This window comes from Nocardia sp. NPDC004123, assembly GCF_053603795.1.
Window position 1 is genome coordinate 73,710 of record NZ_JBSGGG010000031.1, and the last position, 13,395, is coordinate 87,104.

The following is a 13,395-nucleotide window of genomic DNA, read 5'->3' on the forward strand; positions in this document are numbered from 1 at the left end:
GGCTATTCCGCCTTTCCGGCGTCGTCCCGCAACTCTGCGAGATCGGCGGGGGTGTAGTACTTTTCGAGCTCCGCCAGGTCGAACAACCGGAGCAGGTCGGTGCGCATGGGCACCTGGGCCTCGGGCGTGACGGTCACCGACGGCACCGAGAACCCGACCTCGTCCGGGTCGATGGTGCAGACCAGCAGCTTGTTGCGCCACACCGGATCCATGCCCGGATGGTCGTCGCGGGTGTGGCCGCCGCGGCTCTCGGTGCGCAGCAGTGCGGCCTGGGCGACGCATTCGCTGATGAGCAGCATGTTGCGCATGTCCAGGGCCAGATGCCAGCCCGGATTGAACTGCCGGTGGCCCTCCACGGTGACGTGGTCGTAGCGGTCGCGCAGCTCGGAGAGATGCGCGACCGCCTGCTTCAGTTCGTGTTCCTTGCGGATGATGCCGACCAGATCGTTCATGGTCTGCTGCAGGTCCATGTGCAGCGTGTACGGGTTCTCGCCCGGGCCGCCCTCGGTGGGCGGATCGAACGGCGTCACAGCCGATTTCGCGGCCGCGGCGATATCGGTGTCGGCGATCGTGGGCCGTGCGGCCAGCTGCTCGACATAGGTGGCCGCGCCCAGTCCGGCGCGCCGGCCGAACACCAGCAGGTCCGACAGCGAGTTGCCGCCCAGCCGGTTGGAGCCGTGCAGGCCGCCGGCGCATTCACCGGCCGCGAACAGGCCGGGCACCGTGGCCGCCTGGGTATCCGGATCGACCTCGATGCCACCCATCACGTAGTGGCAGGTCGGCCCGACCTCCATCGGCTCCTTCGTAATGTCCACGTCCGCCAGCTCTTTGAACTGGTGGTGCATGGACGGCAGCCGCTTGATGATCTGGTCGGCGGGCAGGCGGGAGGAGATATCCAGATAGACGCCGCCGTGCGGGGTGCCGCGCCCGGCCTTCACCTCTTCGTTGATGGCCCGCGCGACCTCGTCACGCGGCAGCAGATCCGGTGTGCGCCTGGCGGAATCGTTGTCCTTCAGCCACTGGTCCGCCTCCTCGATGGTTTCGGCGTACTGGCCCTTGAACACCGGCGGGATGTAATCGAACATGAACCGCTTGCCGTCGGAGTTCTGGAGCACCCCGCCGTCACCGCGCACGCCCTCGGTGACCAGGATGCCCTTCACCGACGGCGGCCAGACCATGCCGGTCGGATGGAACTGCAGGAACTCCATATTGATCAGCGACGCCCCGGCCCGCAGCGCGAGCGCGTGCCCGTCGCCGGTGTACTCCCAGGAGTTCGAGGTCACCTTGTACGACTTGCCGACGCCACCGGTGGCGATCACCACCGCGGGCGTCTCGAACAGAATGAAGCGCCCGGACTCCCGCCAGTACCCGAAGGCCCCGGCGATCCGGTCGCCGTCCTTGAGCAGCTCGGTGATGGTGCATTCGGCGAAGATCTTGATGCGCGCCTCGTAGTCACCGGTCTGCGCGTAATCCTCCTGCTGCAGCGAGACGATCTTCTGCTGCATGGTGCGGATGATCTCGAGCCCGGTGCGGTCGCCGACGTGCGCCAGCCGCGGATAGGTGTGGCCGCCGAAGTTGCGCTGGCTGATCCGGCCGTCCTTGGTCCGATCGAACAGCGCCCCATAGGTTTCCAGCTCCCACACCCGGTCGGGGGCCTCCTGGGCGTGCAGCTCGGCCATGCGCCAGTTGTTGAGGAACTTGCCCCCGCGCATGGTGTCCTTGAAATGGGTCTGCCAGTTGTCCTTCTCGTTGGCATTGCCCATGGCGGCCGCGCAGCCGCCCTCGGCCATGACGGTGTGCGCCTTGCCGAACAGGGACTTGCAGACCACCGCCACGGACAGCCCGTGCTCACGGGCCTCGATGACCGCACGCAGGCCGGCACCGCCGGCACCGATCACGACGACGTCGTACTTGTGCCGCTCGACTTCAGGCATGGAACCGAATACTCCTGGGAGACAGAGGAATAGAGGACTGTCAGCCGATGAGGCGAGGATCGGAGATGGTTCCGCTCGCCACCAGCATGACGTAGAAATCGGTGAGGACCAGCGTGCCCAGCGTGGTCCAGGCCAGCTGCATGTGCCGGGTGTTCAGCTTCGACACCACGGTCCAGAAGCGGTAGCGCACTGGGTGCTGCGAGAAGTGCTTGAGCCGTCCGCCCGCGATGTGGCGGCAGGAGTGGCACGACAGCGTGTACGCCCACAGCAGCAGTGCGTTGCCGGTGATGATCAGCGTCCCCAGGCCGATGCCGAAGCCGCCGCCCTTGGCGTGGAAGGAGATCACCGCGTCATAGGTGTTGATCACCGAGATGATGATCGCGACGTAGAAGAAGTAGCGGTGCGCGTTCTGGATGATCAGCGGAAGCCGCGTCTCCCCCGAGTATTTCGCGTGCGGCTCGGCCACCGCGCAGGCCGGCGGCGACATCCACACCGACCGGTAGTAGGCCTTGCGGTAGTAGTAACAGGTGAGCCGGAACAGCAGCAGGAACGGCAGCACCAGGAAGCCCAGTGGAATCCACATGGGCAGGTGGCCGACCGGCGTGCCGAAATGGCTGGAGCCCTCGACGCACGAGGCGCTCAGGCAGGGCGAATAGAACGGTGTCAGATAGTGGAAGTCCGGCACCCAATACGCGCTGCGCACAAAGGATCTGATGGTCGCGTAGATGACGAAGGCCGCGAGCCCCAGCACCGTCGCGGCCGGCGGCACCCACCACCGGTCGGTGCGGAGCGTGCGTGCCGAAATGGCAGCCCGTCCCCTACTGAAAACCCCGGTAGTGCTCGATTCAGAAGCCTTGACTGGTGCGGCGCTCACTGCTGGATGCCTCGCTGCTCTACCCCGTGGAACGTCATCGTTACCTCCGGCATCGAATGTGATGGTGAGCACCTTACGACAGGGGTGCTATCACTCGAGCTCGCAACAGCTATTTCGTGATCCCGTGATTTGCGCCACATTTCCTGTAGCCCTCAGTGATTCGTTTGCTTGGTGAACAAACGGCAATCTCGCGAACTCGCCGGGCTGTCAGAGTGTTTCGGATTCCGGCCCGTGCGCAGGTCGGGCGGCTCGTCCGCGGCGGTTACCGGCCGTCATATGACAGCAACAACCGTGTGGTGGCCTGTCGGTCTGCTGAGGGTTCGAAGGGAGCCGGTAATGAGACGCGCCGCCATCGTCATGCCGATGCGCACGCCCGTGGGTCTGCCCGGCGGAGCACTCGCCGCGGTGCCGCCGAACCGGCTGGTCGGCACTGTCATCGCGGCGGTGCTCGGCCGCTCGGGCATCGATCCCGCGCGGGTCGAACAGCTGGTCACCGCCGTCCCCGAGGCCGAGGCCATCCGCTCGGCGCTGCCGCAGTGCGGACTGTCGCCGGAGCTGGGTGACTTCGCCCTGGGCGAGGGTCCCGGCAGTGGACTGCGCGCCCTGATCACCGCCGCCATGATGGTGCGCACCGGCGCGGCCGACGTGGTGCTGGCGGTGGGCGCCGAATGCTCCAGCGCCGCAGGGGGATTCGACGCGCAATCCGCCAGCGTCCCGCCGCTGCCCGGCGTCCGCCCAGGGCCCGCGGCCGGCGACGGACCCACCACCGACCAGCAGATCGCGATCTGGTCCGCCGAACCCGCACGCGGACAAGCGGATTCGGACCTTGCTGAACAGCTGGCCCGCGACCACGAGCTGGGCCGGGCCGCCGCCGACGACTTCGCCGCGGTCAGCCACCGCCGGGCCGCGCGCGCCCATCGCCAGGGTGTGTTCGGCGCGGAGACCGCGCCCGTCGTGGTGTGCGCGCGTCCCGGCGATCCCACTTCCGCGGTGGTGCGCCTGGTCGACCGCGACGAGGGGTTGCGCGACGATGTCTCACACCGCGCCTTCGCGGCGCTGTCCCCCTTCCGGCCCGACGGCGTGACCACGGCCGGAAACAGCAGCAGCCGCGGCCTGGCCGCCGCGGCCTGCCTGGTGGTGGCCGAGGACCGGCTGGTGGATCTCGGCCTGGAGCCGATGGGCTACCTGCTCGACTGGGTCAGCACCACCGCTCCCCCCGGCGTCCCGGTGCCCGCCGCCACCTCCGCGGTCGCGAAAGCGCTGTTGCGCGCCGGTTTCGAACTGTCCGACCTGGAGCTGCTCGAGGTGGAGGAGACCTCCGCCGTCGAGGTGCTGGCCCTGGCCCGCACCCTGGGCCTCGGGGGCGACACCGCGGAGCGCCTGAACGTGCACGGCGGCGCGATCGCCCTCGGTGACCCGGGCGGCGCGGCGGGTCTGCGCATGGTCACCACCATGCTGCACGAACTGGCCCGCCGCGACGGCGGTCTCGGCCTGGCCGTGACCCCCGCGGGCCCCGGCAGCGCCCTGGCCGCGATCTTCGAATCCCCCGATCTGGAACCGGTTTCGCAGGCCCCGCGCGGCGCCCGCTTCCGCGGCGTCGGCGGCCGGCGCTCCGGCCGGGGCCGGCACCGCCACTGAGAACCGGTCAACCGCCGCCGAGGACTGGTCGCGCGGGCGGAGCCGGACGACCGCCGTGCCCCGGGCGAAGGCCGCCGCCAGCTCCTCCCGGTTGACGCTGCCGTCCGAATTCAGGCTGATGCGAACTGGGCGCGGTCTACCGGGAACGCAGCCGCGATCTCGACCTGGGTCCGCATCGTGCGGTGGACGCCGTGGTCTCCTACCTGTCGGCCCGGGGCGTCGAGGCCGGAGATCTGCGGCTCTGCTGCTGGTCGGCGCGGCTCATCAGCGCGCCCTGCAGCGGCAGCTGAGCCCGCCCGCCGCGCTCGCCGAATTGCCCAGCCCCGACGCCATTGTCGAGGTGGCCCTCCCGCTGTTCGAAACGAAGGATCAGTTACTTGGTGCGGGGGCGGGAGTGGAAGCCCAGGCCCTCGTCCTGCGCGCCCATCCAGGCCGCCTCATCGTGCTTGGCGTCGGGGACGTAGATCGTCTCCTGCTTGGCCTGCGGTGTTTCCGGCGGCGGCGCCTGTTCGAACTCGTCGGTGTCGATGACGAGCCTTTCCAGATCGTTCTCCAGCCGGCGGACCGTGCCCGCGTCTCCGTAATGCGAACGCAGTGCGGTGACGCACTGCCGGAGCTGGCCGACCGCGTAGCGGAGTTCCGCAATCTCGCTGCGTGTCATCGAAACCCTCCTCGAGCCGTGTGACAGACCACACATCGTGATCTACAACACAGTACGTGATCGTGCGGGATTCGTCTCGTCGGCAATCAATATTCGCAGCTAGAGGGCCTGTCACCGGGTGCGGAATTGGGGCGGCGGACGTTTCAGATCTTCGAAACCGCCCGTCGCGGATGATCTTCTGGCTACCCGGCGATGGCGTACTCCGGCCCGCAGTCGGGACCGCAGTCCGGGTCCGCGCCGCGTACCGCCGCGGTCGCCCGGGCCACCAGCGCCACCACCGCGGCGGCCACCTCCTCGGCCCGCTCCAGGATCACGCTGTGCCCGGCGCCATCCAGCCGCACCAGCTCGGCGTCGGTGACCTGGGAGGCCAGCACCACCGAGTGCGCGAACGGAATCATGAGGTCCGCGGACCCGGCCAGCACCAGTACCGGAATCGAGCCCAGCCGGTGCAGGGTCGCGGTCTCGTCGAAGCGGATCAACGACTCCAGGAAGCTGGCCATGGTCAGCAGCGAGGTGTCGTTGAGCATGGCCGTCGCCACCGCCAGCATGCGCGGGCTCACCTTGCGGGTGCCCAGGGTGGCGTCCCGCAGGATGGGCTCGAAGATGCGGCGGCTCAGGTGTTTCGAGGCCTGCATGGCCCGCGGCGCGCGCCGCACCGCCACCCGCAGCGAGTTCACCGCCGGTGCGCTCAGCAGCCGCCCCAGCCCCACCCGGGTCACCCCGTTAGCGGCGCTGGAGAGCAGGCCGACGCCGACCACCCGGGTCCCGATCGTCTCCGGATACAGCCGGGCGTGGGCCAGCACGGTCATGGCGCCCATCGAATGACCCACCAGGACAACGGGTCCGGCCGGCACCACGGCCCGCAGCACCGCGTCCAGATCCCGGGCCAGCTGCTCGATGGTGTACGTGGAAGGGTCGGCATTGCCGGAATCCCCGTGTCCGCGATGGTCGTAGAACACCATGTGGGTGTCGTCGCCCCAGGTCTGCAGCAGGTGCCCGCGCATGAACGCCCACGATTCGGCGCGCAGGCAGTGCCCGTGGACGAACACGACGGTGACGGGGGCGTCGGTGGTGCCGAACTCACGCACCGCGAGTGGCACGCCGTCATCGGCGGACACGGTGATGTGGTGGCCGTCGAAATCGGCCGCGCGGGTGTCGATCGTGGACATGACGTCCTCCTGAAGAGTGCGCCTTCTTGCCCGGTTGTCGATAGAAATAACCCCTGCGTTAACCCCCCACACCAGGCGTTATGGACAAGTTGTCCAACTGTCTCCGCTGATCTATGCACGACTGTCGGGGGATCTATCGGAGTCTCGCCACATTGCAAGACCCGTGTAGAAATCCCTGTACGTCCGGTCGGCGTGGGCAATTTCTACTCAAATCTAGTGAATGGACTAGACAAAAGTGGATTCATATCGCATCGACAGTGACCGGGGTCCGATACCGCATCGTCACATTCCGGCTGTCATCACAATCTGCCGCTCTCTAGCAATCGGACTAGAGAGCGGCAGATTTCTGTGCGGAGCTTGGCTACGTGGCCACCCCCGTCTTCGTGGACGGGAGGAACGGGCGCAACAGGTTCTGTTCCACCGACGGCCCGAACTGCCATTCGGCGATCCAGGGGCCGGTGCCCTCGCTCGGATCCAGTGCGCCGCCCTCGAGCCAGCGGTAGCGCCCGTCGAGGATGCCGCGGGTGAGGTCGGTGTCGGCGTCATCGGTGTTGGACCAGAGATCGTCGAAGAGCTTCTCGACCCGCAGGCGGGCCTGGCGGCAGAAGACCTCGGCGAGTTCCTCGGCCGCCACGCCGTCGGGATTGCCGTCGACCCGCAGGGACTGGGCGCGCACGCAGGCCGCGGCCATGGCGAACAGTTCCGCGCCGATGTCGACGATGCGGCCCAGGAAGCCCTGCTTGTATTCGAGCTTGGCCTGCCAGCGCGCCATGCCGTACATGAGGGCGCGGGCCTGCTTGCGTGACATCCGCTCGACGAAGCGCATGTGCCGGGCCAGCGGCCCGAATTCGCCGTAGCCGACCGGCGCGGTGCCGGCGCCGACGGTCAGCTGCGGGAACCATTTGGCATAGAAGCCGCTCGCCCCGACCGCCGCCTTGGCCTTGTCCTTGAGCTCGGCATTGCGATCCACCAGCGCCCCGGCCGCGGCCATGTGGGCATCGGCCATCTCGCGGGCGATGAGCAGCCGCATGATCTCGCTGGAACCCTCGAAGATGCGGTTGATGCGCAGATCGCGCACCAATTGCTCGGCGCCGACGGCTCTTTCGCCGCGGGCCCGCAGCGAGGCCGCGGTCTCGTAGCCGCGGCCGCCGCGGATCTGCACCAGTTCGTCGGCGATCCGGCACGCCATCTCCGAGGCCCACAGCTTGGCCAGCGCGGCCTCGATGCGGATGTCGTTGCGGTTCTCGTCGCACATGGTGCCCGACAGATCGAGCACCGACTCCAGCGCGAAAGTCGTTGCCGCGATGTAGGAGAGCTTCGCGCCGACCGCGCCGTGCTCGCCGACCGGTCGGCCCCACTGCACGCGGGTGGCCGACCATTCCCGCGCGATCTTGAGCGACCACTTGGCCGCGGCCGTGCACATGGCCGGGATGGCGAGGCGACCGGCATTGAGGGTGGTGAGCGCGATCTTGAGCCCGTCGCCCTCGCGGCCCACCAGATTCCGCTTGGGTACGCGCACCTTGTCCATCCGGGTGACACCGTTCTCGATGCCGCGCAGGCCCATGAACGCATTGCGCCGCTCCACCGTGATGCCGGGGCTGTCGGCCTCCACGATGAACGCGGAGATGCCGCCGCGATGGCCCTCGCTCTTGGGCACCCGCGCCATGACCACGAGCAGTTCGGCGACAACGCCATTGGTGGTCCACAGCTTCACGCCGCTGATCTCGTAGGCCTCCCCGTCCGCGGTCGGGGTCGCGGTGGAGGCCATGCGTGCCGGGTCGGAGCCCACATCGGGTTCGGTGAGCAGGAACGCGCTCACCGCGCCCTTGGCGCAGCGCGGCAGGAACTCTCGCTTCTGTTCGGGGGTGCCGGCCAGCTTGAGCGGCTCGGGCACGCCGATGGACTGGTGCGCGGAGAGCAGGACGCCGAGGCTGGCGTGTGCGGAGCCGACCAGCATGAGGGACTTGTTGTAGCCCACCTGCGACAGCCCGACCCCGCCGTACTCCTCGGGAATCTTGAGGCCGAAGCAGCCGAGTTCGGCCAGCCCGCGCACGTATTCGTCGGGGACGCGGCCCTCGGCCTCGATGCGCTGGCCGTCGATGGTCTCGCAGAAGGCCCGCAGCCGGGTCAGATAGGCCTCGGTCTTGGCGGCGTCCGCGGCGTCGGGGCGCGGAAATGGATGGATGAGGTCGAGCCGGAACCGGCCGAGGAACATCTCCTTGGCGAAGGACGGCTTGGCCCAGGTGGTTTCGCGGGATTCCTCGACCAGTGCCCGGGCTTGTTCTTCGGTGGCGTCGACTTTGGCGGCAGTCGCCATGATGTCCTCCTCGACCGTGATGAGAATCACATTCGAGTGTAGGAGTCTTTGTTACCCGCCGGTAGGGGCTGGCAAAGATCAAAAAGCCTTGTCACAAGATGATCTTGATCAGCTCGCTAATCTTTGGTTATTGAACGCCGCGCAGGTATCGGCCGAAATGCGGCACCGTGAAACCGATGGTTCCGCGCTCGGCCGAGTAGATCAGACCCTTCTTGATCAAGCCGTCGCGCGCCGGGGACAACGAGGCGGGTTTGCGTCCCAGCTCGAGCGCCACCGCCGAGGTGGCCACCGGTCCGTCGTCGCCGGACAGGTCGGCCATGGCGCGCATGTATTCGCGCTCGGCCGGCGTCGCTCGCTCGTAGCGGGAGCCAAAGAAACCAACCGCCAGCTCTTCTTCGGCCGCAGGCGACGCCACTGCCACATCCTCGGCCGAGATCGGGCTCTGCGCCGCCGCGTCCCAGGCGGCCTTGCCGTACGCCTGCACGAAATACGGGTACCCGTCGGCCTTCCGGTACAGCGCGTCCAGCGCCTCCTCGGAGAACTTGACGTCCTCCCGCTCGGCCGGCGCGATGAGCGCCTGGTCGGCCGACTCCCGATCGAGCCGATCGATGCGATGGTAGGAGAACAGGCGCTCGGAGTAGCTCTTGGACGCGGTCAGCACCGCGGGCAGGTGCGGCAGACCCGCCCCGACCACGATCAAAGGCGCGGCGTCCTGGCTCAATTCGTGGCAGGCCCCGCAGATGGCCGAGATGTCGGCCGCCCCGAGATCCTGCATCTCGTCGATGAACACCGCGATGCCGATGCCCAGATCACGCACCAGCGCCGCCGCCTCCATGAGCAGCTCCACCAGATCGATCTCGATATCGCCGGAGTCGGCCCGCCCGGTCACCGCGGGCACATCGATGCCCGGGTTCCAGCGTTCCCGCATGCCCTTGCCGTCGGTGGAGCGCAGTGCGAAAGCCTTGAGAATCCCCAGGAAATCGTCCACCTGCTCCGGATTGCGGTGTGTCACAGCGATCGAACGCACCGCCATGTGCAGCGCCGAGGCCAGCGGCCGCCGCAGTTCCTGATCGGGGCGGGCCTCCAGCTTCCCGGTGCCCCAGCCGCGCGAGCGGGCCGCCGAGCGAAGCTGGTTGAGCAGCACCGTCTTTCCGACGCCGCGCAAACCGGTGAGCATGACGCTGCGTTCCGGCCGTCCGCGCGCCACCCGCTCCAGCACGATGTCGAAGGCGTCGAGCTGCCGGTCCCGGCCCGCGAGCTCGGGCGGTCGCTGCCCCGCGCCGGGTGCGTAGGGATTCCTGACGGGGTCCATGCGGCCCAACCGTAGCGCGGTCGTCGCGGATTATCCGGGCATCTATCGAGGACACTAGAGACAGCTATCGACCGGCATACCGGCTCGGCCGATTCGCGATCGGCGGAAGTCGATACAGCGAGTCCGCGGTGTCCTCGGGGGTCTCTACCCTTATGCCTGATTCGTTGGGATCCAGCGCAGGAGGGTTCATGTCGGAAGAAGCCGTACCCACGCCCACCGTCGCGGAGGTGGTCGAATCCTGGAACGTGCCCGCCGAGGCGATCGTGGCCGCGCGCATCCGCAACAACATCCTGGTGGCCATCGAGCGCGGGTACGACGATCCGCAGCTGGTAGCCGATCTCGCGGTGGGTCCGCTGGTCATGGCGCTGGGGCAGTTGGAAGTCGATCTCGCGGACGCTCGCCGGCGGATTGCCGAGCTGGAGCGGGCGATCGAGGCGAAGGATTGATAACGGGCGTATTGACCACGTATATCGTCTCGTGATCCACGGCCCTATACCCCGAATTACTTGTTCAGCGGGGCATTTTCGTAAAGATGCGACGCGCCTATCGTGTCGGGTGGACAACACGGCGGCCTAGTCGTAATCTTCTCGTGACTTAGCGGAGTCTGTTGCTTCATCGGAGAGGCAGCCCGCGACGTTACAGCAGCAAGATCGGAGATGCGGCTCAGTGGGTAAGCACAGCTTGCAGCAGGAATCTCGGCTTCCGAATTCCGTGAAGGGCGCCATCGTCATGGGTGCGATGGCCGCGACGACTACCGGCGTGTTCCCGGCGATCACCGCCACCGCCGCCACCGTCGAGATCCCGGGCATCGGAAACTTCGACGTGCCGGACGATTTCGCGCCCCAGGTGCAGCAGTTCAACCAGACGGTCAAGGACGCCGAGACGGCGCTGCAGACCCCGGGCGGACTGGGCGGCGGCGCTCAGGTCGGCGTCCCGGCTGCTCCCGCTCCGCAGTTCCAGCTGCCCAGCATCTTCCAGAAGTCCAGCTCCGTCGGCGACATCGCGCTGCACGCCGCCGAGACCAAGGTCGGCGCCCAGTACTCCTGGGGCGCGACCGGTCCCTACAGCTTCGACTGCTCCGGCCTCGTGCAGTGGGCCTACAAGCAGGCCGGAGTCGAGCTGCCCCGCACCAGCTTCGAGCAGTCCAACGTCGGCGCCCCGGTCGCCTTCGAGGACCTGCAGCCCGGCGACATCGTCATCACCAACGGCGGCGGCCACGTCGGCATCTACGCCGGCGACGGCAAGCTGCTGAACGCCGTGCAGACCGGCACCCCGGTCTCCTACACCAACCTGCACGCCAGCCAGGTCGTCACCGCGCGCCGCATCATCAACGCCTGACGCACATATGATCGTCAACGCCCGACGCAGTATCGTCGACGTGTGACCACTGCTCCACTGAGCACCACGGCTCAGGCCCGAGTTGATTCTTGGACCTGGGCCGTCCGCATTTTCAAGACCCGCTCCGCGGCCGCTGCGGCCTGCCGGTCCGGGCACGTGCGGGTCAACGGCGTACCGGTCAAGCCCGCGCACCAGCTGAAGCCCGGTGACGAGATCCGCGTCCGCGTCCATGGTTCCGAACGCATCGTCATCGTCGAGCAGCTCATCACCAAGCGCGTCGGCGCGGCCGTGGCCGGGCAGTGCATGATCGACAAGAGCCCGCCCCCGCCCGACCCGCAGCTGACCGCCCTCCTGCCGCGCCGTGATCGCGGCGCCGGCCGCCCGACCAAGCGCGAGCGCCGCGAGACGGACCGGTTGCTGGGGCGCGACCTCCCCGGCCTCCCCGGGGCTTCAGCGGACGGCTAGGAGCCGTCGACAGCCTTGCGCCCGTGCCGAAGCTTGGGTGCCAACCCGATTTCGGACGTGCCCGGCGAGTTACCCCCGACTCACGAAATCAGTTGTCTCGCTGGGATATTGCGGCATCGCCCGGCGTGCCCGTGCCCGTGGACGCCGCCCGCGCTCCCCACGCGGCGGCGGCGATGGTGACCAGCGCGCCGAGCATGAGCGCGGCCGGTTCGCCCGGCTTCAGCACGTGCAGCTGGGTGCCCACCGTGACCGCCGCGACCGGCACGCCGATCTGCGCGGAAGCGATGGCCCCGAGCGGAATCGGCTGACCCAGGAACCGCATGAGGACGTGGGCCAGTACCGCGCCCGCGCCCAGTGCCAGGCCCAGCAGGATCAGGTGCGGGTGGTCGCCGAATTCGCGCAGGTTCAGCCGTGCGCCGAGCCAGACGAAGAACAACGGTGCGAGGAAGCCGTCGCTGATGGCGAAGAGCTGCTTGGCGACTCGGCGCGGTTCCCCGATGGCCGCCACCACCAGGCCGAGTGCGAAGCCCGCCAGCATGATCGAGACGTGACTGCGGGTGGCGAGCGCGCCGAGGGCGAACAGCAGGGCGAGGCTGACCCGCAGTTCCAGCGCGAACTGCCGATCCTCGGAGATCTTGTGCAGCCGATGCCGGATGCCGGAGTCCTCGAGCCAGCGCAGGAAGAAGTACGCGACCACCGCCGCCCCGGCCACCAGTAGCGCCCCGAGCGCGGCCCGGCTCGCATTGTGCGGATCGATCACCAGCGGCAGCGCCACCACCGCGGCCGCGTCGGCGATGGCGACCTGAGCGGTCATCTCCAGCACGGGTTTTCCGCTCAGCCCCTGGGAATCGATGATGGGCAGCACGATGGCCGCCGAGGAGGAGGCGAGCAGAACGGCGTAGAGCAGTCCGTGTCCGGTGTCGAACCAGGCCGCGATGCCCTGCCCGGCGATCACCGAGAGCACGCCCACCAGCACCGCGCGCAGCGCGCCCCGCCCCAGCGCCGAGCGAATGGCCGCGTCCCGCACCGGCACGTGGGTGCCGGCCACGAACATGACCACCGCGAAGCCGACATCGGCGATGAAGGCGAAGGTCGGGTCCTCCGGGTGCAGCAGGCCGAAGCCGGTGGTGCCGAAGACGATTCCGGCCAGCAGTTCACCCAGGATGACCGGCAGGTGCCAGGACTGCCGCCAGGCCAGCCAGGGCCCGGCCAGGCCGAGCAGGGTGATGAGGGTGAGGGTCTGGAAGGTCACGGCGTCGTCGTCTCGGCATTCACGCGGTCAGGGCAGGGAGGCGATCTTCACCGGGATCGCGATGTTCTCGTCGGTGTAGTAGATGGCGCAGACCCGGTGGTAGCCGTCCACGATCTGCATGGGCACGGCCTTGCGGAAGTCCCCGCGCACCACCAGGATCGGCGAGAGCGCCAGGCCGGCCGTGATCTTGGCGAGGTCGCGGCGGACGAAGGGGTTGTAGGTCGGCAGGATCTCCAGCTGGGAGGCGCGCAGCAGGTCCTTCGCCTTCTTGTGCACCACGGGGGCGTCGCGCAGCTTCTGGATGACCTTGTCGACGATGTCCGGCTCCGCCAGCATGTCGAGGTAGTCCGCGGCGGCCGGGTAGTCGTGCTCGTCCGGCTCCTTCTTCCACTTGACCGTGATCTCGGGGTCCGCCATGGAGCCATCATTCCCGTG

At 68.2% G+C, this 13,395-nt stretch carries 12 protein-coding genes; 4 read left to right on the forward strand and 8 right to left on the reverse strand.

Annotated features, from left to right (window positions below; all coding sequences use genetic code 11):
* Positions 1-2: 2 nt before the first annotated feature.
* Both ACWEQQ_RS36655 and ACWEQQ_RS36660 read right to left on the reverse strand, forming a co-directional pair.
* On the reverse strand, positions 3-1,934 hold the full coding sequence (locus ACWEQQ_RS36655) for a fumarate reductase/succinate dehydrogenase flavoprotein subunit (protein ID WP_452340955.1): 1,932 nt from the start codon (positions 1,932-1,934) through the stop codon (positions 3-5).
* Between the two features lie 40 nt (positions 1,935-1,974).
* Positions 1,975-2,808: a hypothetical protein gene (locus ACWEQQ_RS36660; protein WP_379400718.1), complete on the reverse strand. Its 834-nt coding sequence runs from the start codon at positions 2,806-2,808 to the stop codon at positions 1,975-1,977.
* 336 nt (positions 2,809-3,144) lie between these two features.
* On the opposite strand from ACWEQQ_RS36660, the gene ACWEQQ_RS36665 reads away from it, so the two are divergent.
* Positions 3,145-4,446, forward strand: a complete 1,302-nt coding sequence (locus ACWEQQ_RS36665) for a thiolase family protein (RefSeq protein ID WP_452351458.1) — start codon at positions 3,145-3,147, stop codon at positions 4,444-4,446.
* A gap of 373 nt (positions 4,447-4,819) precedes the next feature.
* Here ACWEQQ_RS36665 and ACWEQQ_RS36670 read toward each other — a convergent pair whose 3' ends face one another.
* From ACWEQQ_RS36670 to ACWEQQ_RS36685, 4 genes are all read right to left on the reverse strand, one after another.
* Positions 4,820-5,107, reverse strand: a complete 288-nt coding sequence (locus ACWEQQ_RS36670; RefSeq protein ID WP_452351459.1) for a hypothetical protein — start codon at positions 5,105-5,107, stop codon at positions 4,820-4,822.
* A gap of 182 nt (positions 5,108-5,289) precedes the next feature.
* Entirely contained in the window at positions 5,290-6,276 is a 987-nt protein-coding gene (locus ACWEQQ_RS36675; protein WP_452351460.1) for an alpha/beta fold hydrolase, read from the reverse strand.
* Between the two features lie 361 nt (positions 6,277-6,637).
* Positions 6,638-8,593 (reverse strand): acyl-CoA dehydrogenase family protein, encoded by a 1,956-nt coding sequence (locus ACWEQQ_RS36680; protein WP_452340958.1) that lies wholly within the window; start codon positions 8,591-8,593, stop codon positions 6,638-6,640.
* A gap of 127 nt (positions 8,594-8,720) precedes the next feature.
* Positions 8,721-9,905, reverse strand: coding sequence for an AAA family ATPase (locus ACWEQQ_RS36685; RefSeq protein ID WP_452351461.1), 1,185 nt, complete (start codon positions 9,903-9,905; stop codon positions 8,721-8,723).
* 188 nt (positions 9,906-10,093) lie between these two features.
* Between ACWEQQ_RS36685 and ACWEQQ_RS36690 the strand changes: the two genes are divergently transcribed.
* From ACWEQQ_RS36690 to ACWEQQ_RS36700, 3 genes are all read left to right on the forward strand, one after another.
* A complete protein-coding gene (locus ACWEQQ_RS36690) occupies positions 10,094-10,351 on the forward strand; it encodes a hypothetical protein (protein WP_354840935.1) in 258 nt (85 codons plus the stop codon).
* Positions 10,352-10,571: 220 nt separating this feature from the next.
* Positions 10,572-11,243 carry a C40 family peptidase gene (locus ACWEQQ_RS36695; protein ID WP_452340960.1) on the forward strand — a complete coding sequence of 224 codons (672 nt, stop codon included), beginning with the start codon at positions 10,572-10,574 and terminating at the stop codon, positions 11,241-11,243.
* 42 nt (positions 11,244-11,285) lie between these two features.
* Positions 11,286-11,708, forward strand: coding sequence for an RNA-binding S4 domain-containing protein (locus ACWEQQ_RS36700; protein WP_452351462.1), 423 nt, complete (start codon positions 11,286-11,288; stop codon positions 11,706-11,708).
* 88 nt (positions 11,709-11,796) lie between these two features.
* Here ACWEQQ_RS36700 and ACWEQQ_RS36705 read toward each other — a convergent pair whose 3' ends face one another.
* A complete protein-coding gene (locus ACWEQQ_RS36705; RefSeq protein ID WP_452351463.1) occupies positions 11,797-12,960 on the reverse strand; it encodes a cation:proton antiporter in 1,164 nt (387 codons plus the stop codon).
* 27 nt (positions 12,961-12,987) lie between these two features.
* Positions 12,988-13,377 carry a hypothetical protein gene (locus ACWEQQ_RS36710; protein WP_452340963.1) on the reverse strand — a complete coding sequence of 130 codons (390 nt, stop codon included), beginning with the start codon at positions 13,375-13,377 and terminating at the stop codon, positions 12,988-12,990.
* Positions 13,378-13,395 lie beyond the last annotated feature (18 nt).

Coding starts and splice junctions, on each gene's coding strand:
- ACWEQQ_RS36655 (WP_452340955.1), bottom strand. CDS start 1,934: ATGCCTGAAGTCGAGCGGCACAAGTACGACGTCGTCGTGATCGGTGCC.
- ACWEQQ_RS36665 (WP_452351458.1), top strand. CDS start 3,145: ATGAGACGCGCCGCCATCGTCATGCCGATGCGCACGCCCGTGGGTCTG.
- ACWEQQ_RS36670 (WP_452351459.1), bottom strand. CDS start 5,107: ATGACACGCAGCGAGATTGCGGAACTCCGCTACGCGGTCGGCCAGCTC.
- ACWEQQ_RS36675 (WP_452351460.1), bottom strand. CDS start 6,276: ATGTCCACGATCGACACCCGCGCGGCCGATTTCGACGGCCACCACATC.
- ACWEQQ_RS36680 (WP_452340958.1), bottom strand. CDS start 8,593: ATGGCGACTGCCGCCAAAGTCGACGCCACCGAAGAACAAGCCCGGGCA.
- ACWEQQ_RS36685 (WP_452351461.1), bottom strand. CDS start 9,905: ATGGACCCCGTCAGGAATCCCTACGCACCCGGCGCGGGGCAGCGACCG.
- ACWEQQ_RS36690 (WP_354840935.1), top strand. CDS start 10,094: ATGTCGGAAGAAGCCGTACCCACGCCCACCGTCGCGGAGGTGGTCGAA.
- ACWEQQ_RS36710 (WP_452340963.1), bottom strand. CDS start 13,377: ATGGCGGACCCCGAGATCACGGTCAAGTGGAAGAAGGAGCCGGACGAG.